We start from the raw sequence: 16,801 nt of genomic DNA, 5'->3' as shown, positions 1-16,801 counted from the left end.
AATAAATATCTAATCAACAAAAGGTTTTGGATGATCTAGAATTACTTGTGCTACTTCAGGTCTTAAAATAAATTCAGATGGTGCTTGGCCATTTTGAATCATTTCTCGAAGTGCAGTTCCACTAATTTGCTCCTTTACATCATTATCATGAGGGCATGCCTTTGGAGTTGTATATGTCAGACATTTCTTACAATAGAAGAAAGGTGGGAAAAACACTGGAGAAATTTCTAATTCAGGATAATCATCAAAGATTTTTTGTGCAGCCATTGGATCATAGAATTTACCAACACCAGCATGATCACGTCCTATAATGATATGAGTACAACCATAGTTTTGTCTCATTATTGCATGATGAATTGCTTCCTTTGGTCCAGCATATTTCATTTGAGTATGTAATGTACCAAGTTGACATCTATTTTCAGGATAGTATAATTTTATCATAGTTTCATAACATTTTACAATTACTTCATCAACAAAATCACCAGATTTTTTCTTACCTATTACAGGATTAACAAAAACACCATCACGAGTTGTAATAGATGTTTTTTGTAGCATTTCATGAGCTACGTGTGGTGGATTTCTTGTTTGAAAAGCACAAATTGTTTTCCATCCTGCTTTTGCAAAAGATTCTCTGGTTTGAATTGGTGTTAATCTATTATTTCGAATTTCAGTGTCATTTGGTCTTTGGACAAAATCAATTTTCCCACTAACTAGAAAATCTTTCATTGACATTGTATATGCAACACCAGGATGTGACGAATCGGTAGTACCGTACACTCCTTGAGCTGTTTTCTCCTTATCAAAAGTAAATGTTTCGTCTACATGTAATACTGCAATTCCAATATCATCAGGGTTTTTCAATAAAACATTTCCAGCTTCTTTCATTTTTGAAGCAGTTTCTTCATCTACATCAAGTACAATTGGAATAGTCCATGCTAAATCATTTGCAAGTCTACCACGAGAAACAACACTTTCAAAGTCTTGTTGTCCCAAAAATCCTTCTAAAGGACTAAAAATTCCATCAGCAATATTTTCTACATCATTTGCTAAATCTTCAGAAATAGTTATTGAAAATAATCCTGTAGTATCCACATTAGTAATTCTGTTAATTAATACTCCACCGTGTGCTTTAATTGAATTATTTTCAGACATATCTGACCCTCTATTTATGGTCTATATGAAGGCCACACTCTTTGTTACCACCTTGTTCCCACCACCATCTACCTGCACGTATATCCTCACCAGGTTTGATCGCTCTAGTACAAGGTTCACATCCAATACTTGGAAAACCTTTGTCTAAAAGACAATTGTATGGTAAATTATTTTTTTTAATATATTCTTGAATTTGTTCCCATGTCCAATCAACAATTGGATTAATTTTTAAAATATCATCATGACCATGATCCAATTGGAAAATTTTAACATCTTCCCGATTTTTTGTTTGATCACGTCTTAATCCTGTTATCCAACCATCTAAAGCACTCAACATTTTATTCATTGGATGAACTTTTCGAATTTCACAACAGAGTTTTCTATTATCTACACTTTCATAGAAAAGATTCAATCCCTTTTCTTTTACCATTTCTTCTACTTCTTTAGTATCTGGAAATAATACTTCAATTGAAATATTGTATTTTTTTCTAACAATATCCATAATATCATAAGTTTCTTGTGGAAGCCTACCAGTATCAAGAGTAAAAAATCGAAATTTTGGATTAATTTTTAACATTATATCCATTACAACAGCATCTTCAGCACCAAAACTTGATGCTTTTGCAACTTTAGGATGTAAATTATCAGATACCCATTGTAAAGCTTCTTCGGTTGTTTTAATTGTTGAATTAAGATTGTCGACTTGATCTTGTGTAAATTTTGTCACATTTTCATTTAAAATATTTCTTTTATATTGATTACCCAAAAATTTATGCTGAATTATAAACAAGTAAAAATGAAAAGAGAAAAGATGAATGAAATATCATATGTAGTAGTATTTCCAAATATATTTTCTAAAAATAAAATTCCTCAATTAATTAAAAATATCAAAAAAATTCTTAAAATTAAAAATCAAAAATATAATTCTGTAAAACGTGATGGAGACATTATTTTAGTTGATGCAGATGATCCTGTATTTGCATCATCGGCTATCAATTTACTTTTTGGTATAGAAAAAATTGCAATTGCAAGACAAGTAAAAAATGATTTTCAAAATATAGTTTCAGAAATTACAACTATAGGAGGTAATTTATTATTAAAAGGAGAAAAATTTTTGGTTAAAGTTGAAGGAATATCAAAAGGATTTTTGGTTAAAGATGTAGAAATAGCTGCAACATCTAACATTATAGAAAAAAAATCTAATTTAGGTGCTCATCCAGGTACTGATGAAAATTTTGATAAATTACTTTATACTTTTTTAACAAAAAACTATGCATACATTTGCATTTTTTCAGATATTGGTAAAGGTGGAATTCCATATGAATCAAAAAAACAACAAACAATTTGTGCAGTCTATGATGAAATTTCAGCAGTATCTTGTTATGAAACAATTAAGCAAGGATATGATACAAAAATCATTGTTTGTTTTAGACAAGAATCTGAATTAATGAATTTGGTAAAAATGATTAACCAAATAATTCCAAGATTAGTACAAGAAGAAATTAAAATAGAATTTTATAATTTAAAAATTAATCCAAAAGGAAATAAAAATTATTTAATTTATGTAAATTCCATCATAGAAATTCTATTAAGTTTTTCAAACAAAAGAATATCATTATCTTTGTCACCACTAATTTTTTCTGGAAATTTTATTGATAGTGTATTATATCACATATTTAGTAAAAAGAAAATTCCAATAATACCACTAACAGGTGTAGATAATCAATTATTTTTAGAAGTAAAAGAGATGGGATTAGAGCGAAGTATAAGCAAATTGGAAAAAATGATCAGTATTAGATCAAATGATGTGCCTAAAATTTCAAAAACAGATATAGAATTTGCCTTGAAGACAAAAAAAGAAATTTCTGTTAAATTAGGAGTAAATAATGTTCATGATATTTTAGATTCATTAAATGAAGATCATTGAGAATTTAAACACCATATTTAATTAGAAATTGTGCTCAAAATAGGCGAATTTATCTACCCATGGGGAAGTGGTCATTATTCTCGAATGATGAGATTAAACGATGCATTATCAATTAAAATCAAAGATGAGATAGAAGTTCATTTTTCTAGTAAAGATCATGTAATTGAAAAATTATTGAAAAAATTTCCAAATGAAAAAGATAAAATTCATGAAATTTTAATGCCAACTCCTATTGATGGAAAATTTGGACCAAGTGTTTCAAAATCATTAATGAATATTCTATTACCAATTTCAAATAATCCATCATTAATCAGACAAATAATTAATTATTTGAGAGAAGAAAGAAAACTCTACAACAAAGAAAAATTTGATTTGGTGATTAATGATGGAGATATGGGTTCAAATATTTTAGCAAATAATAGGAATATTCCAAGTTTGTTTGTTACAAATCAATTTAGACCAAAATTATATAATTCAAGATCATATCTGTATCCATCATTAATTTTTATTGCAAAACAAATCAATAAAGCAACAAAAATTCTTGTTGCAGATTCACCACCTCCATATACTATGTGTGAATATAATTTAAATTTCATAAAAGAGGCAGAGCATAAAGTAGAATATGTTGGCCATTTTACAAACGGTAAAAAAATTGAAAATAAAACTAAAACAGATTTAGAAAAATTAGTTGAAAATAATGATTTTGGTTATTGGATGAGAACAGGAAATAAATCTACAAATGATGGAACAGGTCAAAGATATGAAAATGTATTTAAACAAAATGAAATGAGAAATGAGAAAAGGATTATTTCGCATGCAAGGAATGAACCAAATATAGATTCAGTAATTGGAAAAGATGGGAAAAAATATTCAATTTCAGATGCTTTTGAGAAAAAAATTGATTGGATTCAGATTGATATTGGATTTCTCACTGAACAAGAAAAAGATACAGTTTTGAATTTATGTAAATATGTAGTAGTTAATGGTTCACATACGGTAATGGGGGAAATAATGGGAGGAAAATCAAAACCAATTATTGGAATTCCCATATACGATGAACATACTAACAATATCAAATGGGCACAAGAAAAAAATCTTGGAGTTTTAGCCATCAAAACTAAACATGTGGTAGATTCAATTGTAAAAATTAAAGAAAATTATGATGAATATGAAGATAATTTGAAAGATTTTTCGAAGAATTTTATTCCTAACGGAGCTGAAAATTCAGCAGAAATTGCATCTGAAATTTTAGAAGAAAAGAGATAATAGATTATTTTTTTAAAAATTCTCATCTGGCACGCGGGATTTCGATGGGCGAACGGACCGCAAGGGATGATGAAAAAATCCGCGTGTCAGATAAAAAATCGATCAATTTTCTAGTGCGAACGCTTTTATGGAAAAAATTAATCAGAATTTCATTGGTTGTTTGTCCAGAATGTACAGCAAGAGCAAAAAAGAAAATTCTAACTAAATACGAAGAAGAAGTTCCTGAAGAAGATAGAGATAGACAAGATCTTTACAAATTATACGATGAAGTTGATATACCAATGGAAATGGATAAAAATACTAAAAATTTTATTTGTAAAAAATGTGGATTATATGCAACAAGAGAACAAATTTCAGATATTCGATACAAATTAAATCAAAAGGAAAGAACACGTGATGATAAAAGTGATGATTATCTTGAATGGTGGAATAAAAGTAAAAAAGATAAAAATCTAGATAATTAGTGGAATTTTAAAATGGCAAAAAAGAAAGACGATATTCCTGATTGGGTAACTGATGAAATTCAAAATGCTAAATTCAAAAAACCTAAAGAATTAAGAATTTCAGGATATGTTTTAGAACTTTATTATGATGATGATAAAATTGATGTTCAATTGTATGATGCTTTAGAAGATGGAAGACAAATTGTTACAATGGATGTATCAAAAGAGATTGAAATTAAAGAATTAGAAAAAGGAGTTGTGTATGAATTTACTTTTGATCAGCATAAGGCTCCATTAAGTAAAAAAGTTTCAGAATATTTAGAAAAAGAAAAAGAGATTGAAATGAACGCAATATATCAATTTGATCTAAAATCAATTAAATTAATTGATGAAGGTGGATCCAATCAATCTTCTGAAGACGATATTAAATAATTAAATTAATTATCTTTAGTAGAATCTAGTTGTTTTTGGAAGGATTTTCCCAAAATGGGGCTAATAAAATATGGAAATGTATGTTTCATCCATACTGCACCACGAACTACAGACGGTACAATAATTTCGAGCCTAGATGAATTTGCAGCTTTTAAAATTGCTTTTGCAACTGTTATAGCATTTAGAGATGCTGAAGAATATTTGGGCATTTTTTCAAATGAGGGGTGTTCAAAAAAATCAGTTTTGACCATTATAGGACTTACAACAGTTATTCCAACTCCACTACCGCTTAATTCATGTTTAAGACCTTCAGAAAAGCCCAGCATTGCGAATTTTGAAGCACAATAAGATGCAATTCCAGGCAATCCAAAGCTTGCAGCCACAGATGCAACATTGACAATATGTCCAGATTGTTTCTTAATCATTAATGGAAGAAAATTTTTGATACAATAAATCATACCAAAATAATTTGTCTCCATTTGAGATTCAATGTCAGTTATTGATAAATCTGAAACAGAACCATAAATTGCAAAACCAGCATTATTTACTAAAATATCAACAAAATTAAATTTTTGAATTACTTCTTTTGACATAATTTCTACTTGTTCTTTTTTTGAAATATCACATTCACAAATCAATGTAGTTACATTAAATTTTTTTAATTCTTTTTCTACTTCTTCAAGTTTATTTTTTCTTCTTGCAACTAAAATTATAATTGAACCCAATTTTGCAAATTCAATTGCAGTTTGTTTACCAATCCCAGATGATGCTCCAGTAATTAAAACTACTTTATTTTTAAAATCCACAAATAAAAAAAATAGTTTAATGATAAAGTGGTTTCTATTTATTTTCTGTTTTTGGAATTTTGCTCAAGGCTAATTTTACTAATAATAGCCACGTAATTGCTATTGGAACATAATATGTTGCGATTCTCCATCCGATTACGGCATCCCAACCTAGAATTCCTTCAGTGATAGTAAAATCAAATGGATTTAGATTATTGAGATAGGCTATAATTCCAAATTCAGCCAAGCCTGAACCGCCAATTGTGATAGGTAAATTACCAATTGCATTTGCACCCATTACTGCCATTATTGAGTCAAATGGATTTATGATTAAACCAGTTCCTATAGCAATAATCATAAAGGATATTCCATAAAATGACCAAGACACAATTGAAACTAGAAATGAAACAGCGAAGATTTTTTTAGATTCTGGTCTTCTAAAGTTTTCTCTAATGATAGTACATGTTTCTTCCATCCAGTCATTTGCTTGATCAACAATTTTTGTACCTTTTTGTTTTGCCAATTTTTTAATAAGTAATTGTAAAACATTTGGAACTTGAAATGTATGTTTAGAAGATAACATAAACATGACCATCCATAATGTGGTAATTGATATGCTAGTAGCTAAAATTACTATTCCAACAACATATGCACCGTTCAATAATGCAATAATTCCTGCTATCATTGATAATATACCTGCAGCAAGTACTTCAGTAACAATATCAACAAGTGCAATCCATGTTGCTCTTGAAAGTTCTATTCCTTTTTTCTTTAAGTAATAAATTACAATAAATTCTGCTCCAATAAACATTGGTGTTGTAAATTTAATGAATTCACTACCTACTCTTACACCAACTAATTTTAGAAATGAATCAGTATCCCCAAGATATTTTTTTGTAATATATGCAAATTTTACTCCTTGTAAAACTAATTTTATCATCATTGCAATAATTGCGCCAATAAATGGAAATACACCAATTGCAAGAATATCTTCTGGTTGAATATCAAATTGAATAGCAATTAGAATTATGGGGATTAAAGTAACAGGTATAGCTACTAGTCTCCAGTTCATTTGAATTTTTTTTTAAGGAATCAAATATGAAAGTTGATGAAAAAAGCAGTAAATCATAGTGCCTAATTCTAGGCTCAAAAAATTTTTTGATTATAATCTAGTTTGAAATATAAGCAAAGAAGAGAAATCTACACAGATTGAAAACAATTTTTGTTACTGGAACGGCTGGTTCAGGAAAATCATCACTTGTGTCAAAATTACATGAATATTATACAAGAAATGGTGCTTTTTCTGCAATATTAAATTTAGATCCAGGTGTTGAAAGTATGCCTTACAATTGTGATGTAGATGTTAGAGATTATGTAGATTATGTTTCAATTATGCAAGAATACAATCTTGGACCAAATGGAGGATTGGTAATGGCAAATGATTTGATTGCATCAAAAATTGATGAGATTCAAAATGATGTGAATAATATCAATCCCGATTATCTTATTGTCGATACTCCAGGCCAAATTGAATTATTTGCATATCGTTCTAGTGGAAGATTCATTATAGATCAAATTACATCTGATGAAAAAGCAAGTATTTTTCTTTTTGATGGTTCAATTATTACTACTCCAGTAAATTTTGTATCAATTGCACTTCTTGCAACATCAATTAGACTACGACTTAATTTACCAACAATTAATGCAATTACAAAAACAGATGTAATAGATACTAAATTAAAAGATATTTTACAATGGTCAACAAATATGAATACATTAGAAAATGCAATATCTAATGATACAGATGGTGAAACATATTCATTGACTACAAGTATTCTACGAGGATTAAATCTAAGTGAATATGAACAAGGATTAATTCCAATTTCCAATTTAACTGGAGATGGAATTGTAAATCTTGAGAGTGCATTAAGCAGAATTCTTAATTTAGGTGAGGAGGTAGAAGATTAGTTGGTATCAAAAATTACAGTTAAAGCACCATCATCTACGGCCAATTTAGGTCCAGGATTTGACACATTTGGTTTAGCTATAGATGCATTTTATGATGAAGTTACACTAACAAAAACAAAAAAAGGGATTACAATAGTTACAGATGACAACATTCCTACAAATCCAGAAAACAATACAGCTGGATTGGTTGTAAAAAATATGAAAAAGAAATTAAAAATTCAAAATGGTGTTGAAATTCAAATTAAAAAAGGAATTCCAGCTGGATTTGGAATGGGAAGCAGTGCAGGTTCTGCAGCTGCAACTGCAGTAGCATTTAGTAAATTATTCAATCTTAAATTAAGTTCAAATGAATTAGTAGAATTTGCAGGGTTTGGCGAAAAAGCTAGTGCAGGAACAATTCATTATGATAACGTTGCAGCATCAGTTTTAGGAGGATTTGTTATTGTTAAAACAAATCCATTAAATGTTATTTCAATCAATTCACCAACTAATCTTAGAATGTGTGTTGCTGTTCCAAAAATTGGTGTTCCTAAAAAGAAAACTAAAGTTTCAAGAGGAGTTATTCCTAAAAAAGTAAAATTAACAGATTCTGTACAAAATTTAGCAAATGCATCTGCTATAGTTGCAGGATTTTTGAATAAAGATTCAGAGTTAATTGGAAATTCGATTCAAGATGTAGTTGTAGAACCAGCAAGAAAACATATGATTCCAGGATTCGACAAAGTGAAACAAAATGCGCTAAAAGCAGGTGCATATGGTGTAACGATTAGTGGAGCAGGTCCTTCAGTAATTGCATTTTCAAAAAATTCATTTGATTTAAAGAAAATTAGTTCGGCAATGTCAAGGGGCTTTAAATCAAAAAATATTGATTGTCAAACAATAATCTGTAAACCAAGTAAGGGTGCAATTCACCAAAAAAAATAATCAGATGAGGGAATATGAAAAAAGCAGTAATTGTGTTTAGTGGTGGGGTGGATTCAGTATGTGTTGCATCATTATTAAAATCAAAATATGATCTATATGGAATTACATTTTCATATGGTCAAAAAGCAAATATGGAAATTAATGCTGCCAAATCTTTTGCAAAAAAACTTGGTTTAAAAGAACATAAAATTATTGATATAGATTTTATGAAAAATCTTTATGGAAATTCAAATGTTTTAACTAGTACAAAAAGAAAAATTCCTACAAAATTTGAATATTCTATTGTTGTTCCAATTAGAAATGCAGTGTTTCTTTCAATAGCATCTGCATGGGCATTTACACTTAATGCATCACTAGTAGTTTATGGTGCACATACTGGAGACACAAATTATCCGGATTGTCGTCCAAAATTTGCAAAAAAATTAGAAAATGCATTTAATGAAGGGGAAATAGATGGAATAAATTCAAAATTACGAAAAAGTATTGAAATTTGGTCACCATATAGAAAGGGATTGTCAAAGAGTGACTTGTTAAAATCAGGTTTAAAGAATTTGGGTGATTCAATCTTTAAGACTTGGAGTTGTTATGCTAATAAAAAATCTCATTGTGGGATTTGTGAATCTTGTAATAATAGAAAAATTGCATTTGAAAAAGCAGGAATTACAGATAAAACAAAATATCTAAAATAATTAAATTATCTTAAAATTTTCTTTTTTAGAATTAAACTTCTGATAATCACATACCAAACTAAAAAGAATGATGCAAAAATTCCAGTAATCATGTAATTATGTTGTTCTGTAGTTAAATCCTCAAATGTATCAGTAATGAATACTGCTGATAGAAATGCAATTACAATAAGACCAACGCATTCAGCAGCATACCAAATCCAACTTGGAAATGACTCTTTCGGAATGTGAACATATGGATTTGCTTTACCCATATTGATGATGAAAAATTTTGATTATTTAATTTTTGAGATTCTTAAAATGGTAAATCTGAAGAGCGTTTTCTAATTAGTGCCAAAATACCCTCTTTTTCTTCTTTATTTTCATAAATTCCTCTAAATGCTGATGAAGAAAGAGTTGCATCATTTCTAACGCCTCGCATTTTCATACAAAGATGTTCAGCATCAACAAATATTGCTACACCTTTTACACCTTGGGCATACAATTCATCGGCAATATTTTTAGTTATACGTTCTTGAATTTGTAATCTTTTTGAGTATTTTTCAACTAATCTAACTAATTTTGAGATTCCAAAAACTCTTCCATTTGGAGAATAAGCAATGTGAATTTTACCATAAAATGGCAACATATGATGTTCACACATTGAATAAAATTGAATATCTCGTGCAATTACTACATCAGAATCCTCAGAAAATTGTACAGATAATTCTGAATCTGAGTCATAACCACCAAAAATTTCTTTATACATATTTGCAATTCGTTTAGGAGTTTCTCTCAATCCTTCACGGGTGGGGTCTTCACCTACTTCAATTATCAATTCTCTTACGAGTTTTTTTACACGTTCTTCATCCATTTTGTAATTTTATCCATTTTTTCTAGTATTTGAACCTAATCTGATTTTTAAGCAGGTGCTAATGCTATGGTGCTCCAATGAATTTATGTAATTGAGGAACCACCTTTACGTCGATATAATATGGAAATACTATGTCATAGAAATTAAGCAATAAATCCAGTGAAGGTTCAGAAATTCCATATGTGGGCTGAATTACAAATCCATCAATGTTCTCTTTTGAAATAATTTCAAAAATATTTTCAATTAATTTTTTGAATTCAGTTGGTTGAGTTTTAGAACTAACAACTATTTTGATAAAAGTTGTTTTTTTGGAATTTACAGAAGATTCAAGACATTTCATTGTATGAGAAATTAATTTTTCATAATGTTCTGAATCTACAAAATCAGAATCTTTTGTTTTAAATTCTATTTTTATTATATCAAAATAAGGCAAAACATGATTAAAACGATCAATATCAAAACAGGATGATTCTAAATATGTAGGAATTTTTTTCATCTGAATATGTTTTGCTAATTGAGCAACAGCTTGATGTTGAATAAGAGGATCACCTCCAGTAAAATTTACTTTGTAAGTTTGATTTTGTAAATTAGAATCAATTAATTTAGTTGCTTCATCAATTGAATATTCCGTACCAGAATCAAGCGGTAATGATTCTTTTGTATCACAGTAAAAACATGTGAAAGGACATCCAGCAAGTCTTACAAAAAGAGTTTTTGTTCCATAAAGAATACCTTCTCCCTCAACTGATGTAAATATTTCAAATAGTCTTACTTTCAAGTAACAATACTAATTTTTTTCATTATTTATTTAATGAGTTTAATCTATACAATTTTCGGTTCTTTAGTATAAAATAATCCAGAAATAAAGAAGACTACACCCAAAATCCCAATTGTGCTACCAATCAATTCAACTTGACTTTGTAATTCTCCACCCATTGGAGACCATAACCAAGCCATTAAAGCACCAACTACAATCATTGGAATACCTACTCCAACAATAATGGATTTTGAGACCATGTTGAAACTCTTTAGAAAATGTATATGAAGCTTATGTTATCTTGACTGAAATTCCAATATTTTTTAGAACAACTTTTAATTCAGAATAGACTTTTTTTGCATCATTTATTTGATTTTTTGAAAGTAATTCTCTAATTTCAAGAATTAATTCATTTGCATTATCAATTTCAATTTGATCTCTACCCAGATCTTTTGCTTGCATTAATTTTTGATCAATTTGAACTAGGAATTTTTTAAAGAAAATTTTGATAGCATTAGATTGTTTTTCAGCTATAGAATTACGTATTTCATTCTTGATAGATTTTATAAGATCTTGTAATTCATTGAGGTTTTTTGAGGAATCTTCATCAATTTTGATTTGGTTACGTATGTCTTGAATTAGTGAATAAACTGTAGTGAAATTATCATCATTTTGTTTGATTTTATGTTTTTGAGAAATTGATTCTAAAGTTTTTACATATTTTTCTAATCTATCAAGTTTAGATTCCAAGTTTTGATTAGATTTTTGTGATACATTTACTACAATTACCTTTTCTGAAGATTGTGAAATAATTCTAGAAATTTGCATAAATGAGTTCATTGCTGAAAGGAAATCTTGTTTAGCTTTTTCAATATCATTATATGATAATGATTTATCTAAGGATTCAACTGCTCTATGACCTTTTTCATATAAAATATTGATATTATTTGGTATTTCATTTTCATATTTTTTATCTAATTGATTTACAATTTGTTTATCTGCTTGTATGGCAATACGCAAGAGAATATTTGGATCGTTTTGTCCATATGCTTGATTAGCTAATGATGGAGAAATTGTACCAAAAATCAAAACAATGATTGCAAATAATGCTAATTTTTTCAATTATCTTCCTCCATATTCTTGCGTAATTTTACCAAATTTTGTAAATCTTTCTTTTCTATTTCAATAATACCTTCACGTTCTAATCGTTTTACTGCACGCCACATTGTAGTTCTAGGTTGTAAGAAATTCTTACGTAATTCACTTTCGAGAGATTCACCATTATTATCAAAAATAAATTTGACTAGTTCTTTGTCATCCTCTCTTAAATCAGGTTTTAATTTAAAAATTGTTTCAAGATCTAAAGTATCATTTTTCTGAATTGTTACAATCTCATCTATTGTTTTATCAATCACTTCAACGTTTTTTTGTCTTTTTCTAACAATTATGATTATAGAAACTAAAGCAATGGCAATAATTCCACCAACTATTCCAGCAATAATTGTATTCAAAGAATTATCTTCTTCGTTTTTTATCTCTTCAATTGGATTTGAAATTGAATTAGCACTAAAAAAATAATCTATTTCAGTTGAACCTGAAGATAACGTTAATTGGTTTTGTTCATTAATAATTTCCATATTCAATGGAAGGTTAGTCATTCCAACAATAGCAGAATTTTTTGGCAATAGTAATGTAAAATCAGAAGGAGAGTCTAAAGAGAATGTCCACAATCTACCTTGTTTTGATACTAAGTCATGAATATCATATTCAATAGTAATTTCAGATGAACCAAAAGTTTGGATTAAAGCCGTATCATATAGGATATCAACATCCAATAGAAATCCATTATCTCCTATAACCACTAAATTATCGATTGTACTTCCAAAAAGATTTACTTCGTAATCTGTTAAAAATGGATCAACATCAATTTCTGCTGAAACGTGAGTTGAGCCATCTGGATAAATTATTAGATCAAGATCTCTAGGAGAACTAAAGGAAGACTGGATTGGTAGTAGGGATGCTACAATTATCATACTAGCTACCAAAAGGTGTACTTTGACCATCGTGTCAAAGATACTATCATTCCTTACAAAAAGTATTCCCTCTTCTCCTAGAGATATTTTCGATTGGATTGGTTCGATTAATAGGGTCAACAGGGATCAATACCTTAGATTCATGCTCTCTACTAGACTTTGGAATCTTTTGAATTCTTGGAAAAAGCCTAGACCTTTTTCAGTTATTTGAAAGACTCTATTTCTATCATTTTTGACTGATTCTACTAAGCCAGCGTCTACCAATTTCTCACATTTGTCTAATACTGCATAGTGAGATAGGTTGGCTTTTCGAGAGATTGCAGATACAATGATTCCTTCACGACCACCATTAGCAGTAACATCTAGGATATCACCCATTATGCCCATTTCGGACCTATACTGTTGTTTTGACATGCATTAGTATAGAATGGTGTTGTTAATGAGGAACATTTTGAAACTTTATAGCGGAACACATAGCGGAACACCTGTTTCACTGAAAAAAATCCCCCATTTTTGGTAAAAATGAGAATTTTATCAAAATTTGTATCATAAATGAGGCTAAAAAATTGGATCAAAATTCATTCACAAGGTCAGCTTTGAGATTCGTAATAACTTTTTATTCCCAATTTCAATAAGAAATCATAAAATGTTTGATAAGTTCAAAGAAGAAAAAGGAGGAGAAATGACGGAAGAAAGAATTGAAGAGAATGTAAATGAAGAAGAGTCAGTAGAAACATCAACAAATAATGAATCTACAATAGGAATTGGCGAATTAATGGGAAAACGTGCAAAATTAGAAGAGGCAATTGACTATGTTGGTTTAATGATAAAAAATCTTAAGGATAAAAGAACCATGCTTGAAAAAGATATTGAGGAAGAGTCAGTAGATATCAAAAATCTTAAAGAAAAATTAGAAAAAGTTAGTGAATACATTGATGAAGAGAATAGAGGAATTCAAGAACTGGCTGATAAAAGAATGAAAGTAGAAAATGAAGCAGATGAGGTTGCCACAATTATCAATAACTTAAGAGATAAACTTTCAGGTATTGATACTATCGTAGGTGAAGAAGGTAACAAAGTTAGACAAATTAAAGAAAGTAGAGATTCTGTAGAAAATTAGAAAAATTTTGAACTTGTTTGTTCTTTACTAGTAGATGGAACAGATGGGAACATTTCACCAGTTGAACTTTCAGCAACAGCAGATGCTTCTTGTAAAATTTTCTCAGATTCTGCATTAGTAGTTTCATCAATACCAAATGCTGCATCTCCTGCGAAACTTTCAGTCATAAATCCTCCAAGCATTTCAGCCATTTGACCAATTTCTTGTTCAGCACCAGGCATCACTTTTCCTAGTGATGATTTTAGATTCTTCATTAAACCCATTGTTGGAACCATAGCTACTACAGTATCACCTAGATCATTACATGTTGATAATCTTAATTCAATTTGTTCTAAAGCAATTCTAGCACTGCTTAAAATTTTTGTAACTTTTCTGACTTCAGCTAACTCATTTCCTAATACTTTGCTAGTTTGAACATCATGATTTTGTGTTGCAGTAACAATTCGTTGAAATAATTTTGCATCACGGTCTTGCAAACTAGTTAACATAGAATCTAATTTTTTGATTTGTAATTGTAATTTTTTAATACCATCTTGAACTCGTGGTTTTAATGGACCTTTAGGCTTAATTGTATCATTAATTTTATCAGCTATACCTGTTTTAGGTTGTTTAGACCATTTATCATTAAGACCAGTCATAAATTAGATTCTGAAATTATTACTTAATTTCAAGTGTAAAAATTGCTTAACAGGACGTGAAATTTAGTTAGCTGAAGTAAAAATATTTTTTATAAGAGAATTTGTGATTTTGTTTATGGATAAAAAAATTGTGATTTTGTTGATAATACCGATTATTGCATTTATTGGATTTGGTTGGATAACAGGTTTATCAGATGAAAAAGTAAATTCTGATGAAATTGTATTTCATATTACTTTAGCAGAGCCTGGACTATACACTAATGGTGTTTATACTGATAAATTTTTGATTGAATCAGGAACATATTTTTTTAGATTTGTGCCTAATGGCAGTAGTCCTGAAATTTTATCAATAAAATTAATTGGTCAAAATTTTGAGATGAGGGAAAATTTTAAGCTCATAGGTATTCCACATGAATCTGAAACTACAAAATATTTCACATGGGAATATAATGGAAATGAAAAAATTGTGATTGATTCATCAGAGGAAATTTCAATCCATATTGATCCAAATGGGAACGTAAATGGTTCAGTATCAGTAGATTTGATCAAGATAGAGGCGTAAACCCCATAACTGCAGAACACTTAGAGATTTCCTCTTGTGGTCAAGCGTCTAAACGCCTGAGTGCCTTTTTCGTTCTGCGGGGTTACGCAAGTTAGTCGATAGAAATAACAACTTTCGACATTAATTACTATAGAAAATTTTAATATTTAACATTTTTTAAAAATAATTTCTAATTATAATGAATTTATTCAAATTATTTTAATAATTTTTCAATAAATCGATCTATAAATTACGAATTTGGATTTTAAAACTGATGAAATTAGATGGTAAAGTTGCTTTAGTTACGGGCGGAAGTCGAGGAATTGGATTTGCGATTGCCAAAGTTTTATCAGAAAATGGAGCATCAGTAGTAATTACAGCAAAAAATTCTGATAGAATAAAAGAAGCTGAAGCAAAAATTTCAAACTCATTTGGAATAACATGCGACATTAAAAAAATGAGCCAAGTTCAAAATGTAGTAAATCAAACAATTAAAAAATTTGGCAAATTAGATATTTTAGTAAACAATGCAGGAATATTTCCAAAAATAAAACAATTACATAAAATTGATGAAGAAGAATGGAATGATGTATTAGATGTTAACTTAACTGGACAGTTTAGATTTACTAAAGAAGCAATTCCATATTTACAAAAAACATCAGGTTGTATAATCAATATTTCATCTGATGCAGGATTAAAGGCATATCAAGGATTTAATGCAGATGCATATTCTGCGACAAAAGCCGCTTTAATTGTACTTACAAAATGTTGGGCATTAGAATATGCTAAAGACAAAATTAGAGTTAATTGTATTTGTCCAGGAGTAGTAGATACAGATATGACAAAACCATTTTTAAAAAATCAAAAAGATGTAGAATTTATGAATAATGAACATCCATTAGGAAGAATTGGTCAACCTGAAGAAATTGGAAAAGCTGCATTATATTTTACATCAAATGATGCATCTTGGGTAACTGGAGCAGTACTGACAGTTGATGGTGGAGAATCAATTAAATAAATTCACATGAATTTAATACACCCCAGACATTACGAAATATCGTGGAAGATAAGAAAAAATTTAGAGCTAAACTAATTATTCTACTGGGGGTAATTTGGATAGTAATTACATTACCATTACCATGGATAATTAACAATCCGGCAGTTTCAGCAGATCAATTTAACACCATTTTAGGAATTATAGGAGTAATGTCAATTCCATTCATAATTTTAGGAGTTGCATGGTCATTAAAACCAGAATTAACAACATAAGAGAATA

Annotated in this window: 23 protein-coding genes; 11 read left to right on the top strand and 12 right to left on the bottom strand. The window is 29.1% G+C overall.

What is annotated here, in order from left to right:
- Positions 1-9 precede the first annotated feature (9 nt).
- Both sat and AW732_RS01185 read right to left on the bottom strand, forming a co-directional pair.
- Positions 10-1,152, bottom strand: a complete 1,143-nt coding sequence (sat, locus tag AW732_RS01190) for a sulfate adenylyltransferase (RefSeq protein WP_067957312.1) — start codon at positions 1,150-1,152, stop codon at positions 10-12.
- Positions 1,153-1,162: 10 nt separating this feature from the next.
- Positions 1,163-1,879 (bottom strand): phosphoadenylyl-sulfate reductase, encoded by a 717-nt coding sequence (locus AW732_RS01185; protein WP_067957503.1) that lies wholly within the window; start codon positions 1,877-1,879, stop codon positions 1,163-1,165.
- An 84-nt stretch (positions 1,880-1,963) separates the two neighbouring features.
- Here AW732_RS01185 and AW732_RS01180 point away from each other — a divergent pair, with 84 nt between their 5' ends.
- The 4 genes from AW732_RS01180 to AW732_RS01165 are packed head-to-tail and all read left to right on the top strand — an operon-like array spanning position 1,964 to position 5,220.
- Positions 1,964-3,079 (top strand): thiamine biosynthesis protein, encoded by a 1,116-nt coding sequence (locus AW732_RS01180; protein ID WP_067957506.1) that lies wholly within the window; start codon positions 1,964-1,966, stop codon positions 3,077-3,079.
- A gap of 30 nt (positions 3,080-3,109) precedes the next feature.
- A complete protein-coding gene (locus tag AW732_RS01175; protein ID WP_067957310.1) occupies positions 3,110-4,345 on the top strand; it encodes a glycosyltransferase in 1,236 nt (411 codons plus the stop codon).
- Positions 4,346-4,389: 44 nt separating this feature from the next.
- Positions 4,390-4,809, top strand: coding sequence for a hypothetical protein (locus AW732_RS01170; RefSeq protein ID WP_253805522.1), 420 nt, complete (start codon positions 4,390-4,392; stop codon positions 4,807-4,809).
- Positions 4,810-4,821: 12 nt separating this feature from the next.
- Positions 4,822-5,220, top strand: a complete 399-nt coding sequence (locus AW732_RS01165; protein WP_067957303.1) for a hypothetical protein — start codon at positions 4,822-4,824, stop codon at positions 5,218-5,220.
- Between the two features lie 5 nt (positions 5,221-5,225).
- On the opposite strand, the gene AW732_RS01160 is transcribed toward AW732_RS01165, so the two are convergent.
- Both AW732_RS01160 and AW732_RS01155 read right to left on the bottom strand, forming a co-directional pair.
- A complete protein-coding gene (locus AW732_RS01160) occupies positions 5,226-6,026 on the bottom strand; it encodes an SDR family NAD(P)-dependent oxidoreductase (protein WP_067957300.1) in 801 nt (266 codons plus the stop codon).
- Between the two features lie 34 nt (positions 6,027-6,060).
- Complete coding sequence (locus tag AW732_RS01155; RefSeq protein ID WP_067957296.1) at positions 6,061-7,077, bottom strand: lysylphosphatidylglycerol synthase transmembrane domain-containing protein; 1,017 nt, start codon at positions 7,075-7,077, stop codon at positions 6,061-6,063.
- Between the two features lie 137 nt (positions 7,078-7,214).
- On the opposite strand from AW732_RS01155, the gene AW732_RS01150 reads away from it, so the two are divergent.
- The 3 genes from AW732_RS01150 to AW732_RS01140 are packed head-to-tail and all read left to right on the top strand — an operon-like array spanning position 7,215 to position 9,586.
- On the top strand, positions 7,215-7,973 hold the full coding sequence (locus tag AW732_RS01150; protein ID WP_067957293.1) for an ATP/GTP-binding protein: 759 nt from the start codon (positions 7,215-7,217) through the stop codon (positions 7,971-7,973).
- Complete coding sequence (locus AW732_RS01145) at positions 7,974-8,897, top strand: homoserine kinase (RefSeq protein ID WP_067957289.1); 924 nt, start codon at positions 7,974-7,976, stop codon at positions 8,895-8,897.
- A gap of 14 nt (positions 8,898-8,911) precedes the next feature.
- Entirely contained in the window at positions 8,912-9,586 is a 675-nt protein-coding gene (locus AW732_RS01140) for a 7-cyano-7-deazaguanine synthase (protein WP_067957287.1), read from the top strand.
- A 5-nt stretch (positions 9,587-9,591) separates the two neighbouring features.
- Here AW732_RS01140 and AW732_RS01135 read toward each other — a convergent pair whose 3' ends face one another.
- The 7 genes from AW732_RS01135 to AW732_RS01105 form a co-directional block, all read right to left on the bottom strand.
- The gene (locus tag AW732_RS01135; protein ID WP_067957284.1) at positions 9,592-9,837 is read right to left on the bottom strand and encodes a hypothetical protein; all 246 of its coding nucleotides are present in this window, start codon (positions 9,835-9,837) and stop codon (positions 9,592-9,594) included.
- Between the two features lie 41 nt (positions 9,838-9,878).
- Positions 9,879-10,436, bottom strand: a complete 558-nt coding sequence (folE, locus tag AW732_RS01130; protein ID WP_067957280.1) for a GTP cyclohydrolase I FolE — start codon at positions 10,434-10,436, stop codon at positions 9,879-9,881.
- A gap of 64 nt (positions 10,437-10,500) precedes the next feature.
- A complete protein-coding gene (locus AW732_RS01125; RefSeq protein ID WP_067957277.1) occupies positions 10,501-11,214 on the bottom strand; it encodes a 7-carboxy-7-deazaguanine synthase QueE in 714 nt (237 codons plus the stop codon).
- 44 nt (positions 11,215-11,258) lie between these two features.
- Complete coding sequence (locus AW732_RS01120) at positions 11,259-11,453, bottom strand: hypothetical protein (protein WP_067957274.1); 195 nt, start codon at positions 11,451-11,453, stop codon at positions 11,259-11,261.
- A gap of 31 nt (positions 11,454-11,484) precedes the next feature.
- Positions 11,485-12,315, bottom strand: coding sequence for a hypothetical protein (locus tag AW732_RS01115; protein WP_067957271.1), 831 nt, complete (start codon positions 12,313-12,315; stop codon positions 11,485-11,487).
- On the bottom strand, positions 12,312-13,256 hold the full coding sequence (locus AW732_RS01110) for a MarR family transcriptional regulator (protein WP_253805521.1): 945 nt from the start codon (positions 13,254-13,256) through the stop codon (positions 12,312-12,314). The genes AW732_RS01115 and AW732_RS01110 overlap by 4 nt, the downstream gene beginning before the upstream one ends.
- A gap of 96 nt (positions 13,257-13,352) precedes the next feature.
- Positions 13,353-13,640: a winged helix-turn-helix domain-containing protein gene (locus AW732_RS01105; protein WP_172790362.1), complete on the bottom strand. Its 288-nt coding sequence runs from the start codon at positions 13,638-13,640 to the stop codon at positions 13,353-13,355.
- 232 nt (positions 13,641-13,872) lie between these two features.
- On the opposite strand from AW732_RS01105, the gene AW732_RS01100 reads away from it, so the two are divergent.
- Positions 13,873-14,346, top strand: a complete 474-nt coding sequence (locus AW732_RS01100; protein ID WP_067957265.1) for a transcriptional regulator — start codon at positions 13,873-13,875, stop codon at positions 14,344-14,346.
- Here AW732_RS01100 and AW732_RS01095 read toward each other — a convergent pair.
- Complete coding sequence (locus AW732_RS01095; protein ID WP_067957262.1) at positions 14,343-14,984, bottom strand: Snf7 family protein; 642 nt, start codon at positions 14,982-14,984, stop codon at positions 14,343-14,345. The two genes, AW732_RS01100 and AW732_RS01095, sit on opposite strands and share 4 nt — an antisense overlap.
- A gap of 115 nt (positions 14,985-15,099) precedes the next feature.
- On the opposite strand from AW732_RS01095, the gene AW732_RS01090 reads away from it, so the two are divergent.
- The 3 genes from AW732_RS01090 (at position 15,100) to AW732_RS01080 (ending at position 16,794) form a co-directional block, all read left to right on the top strand.
- Positions 15,100-15,546, top strand: a complete 447-nt coding sequence (locus AW732_RS01090) for a hypothetical protein (RefSeq protein WP_067957260.1) — start codon at positions 15,100-15,102, stop codon at positions 15,544-15,546.
- Between the two features lie 253 nt (positions 15,547-15,799).
- Positions 15,800-16,543, top strand: a complete 744-nt coding sequence (locus tag AW732_RS01085; protein WP_067957257.1) for an SDR family NAD(P)-dependent oxidoreductase — start codon at positions 15,800-15,802, stop codon at positions 16,541-16,543.
- A gap of 41 nt (positions 16,544-16,584) precedes the next feature.
- Positions 16,585-16,794: a hypothetical protein gene (locus AW732_RS01080; protein ID WP_067957255.1), complete on the top strand. Its 210-nt coding sequence runs from the start codon at positions 16,585-16,587 to the stop codon at positions 16,792-16,794.
- The last annotated feature ends 7 nt before the right edge of the window (positions 16,795-16,801 follow it).

The sequence above is a fragment of the Nitrosopumilus sp. Nsub genome (assembly GCF_001541925.1).
In the GTDB taxonomy this organism is placed as follows: Archaea; Thermoproteota; Nitrososphaeria; order Nitrososphaerales; family Nitrosopumilaceae; genus Nitrosopumilus.
The sequence above is the reverse complement of the archived record's forward strand: the minus strand, read 5'-3'. Positions and strand labels throughout refer to the sequence as shown.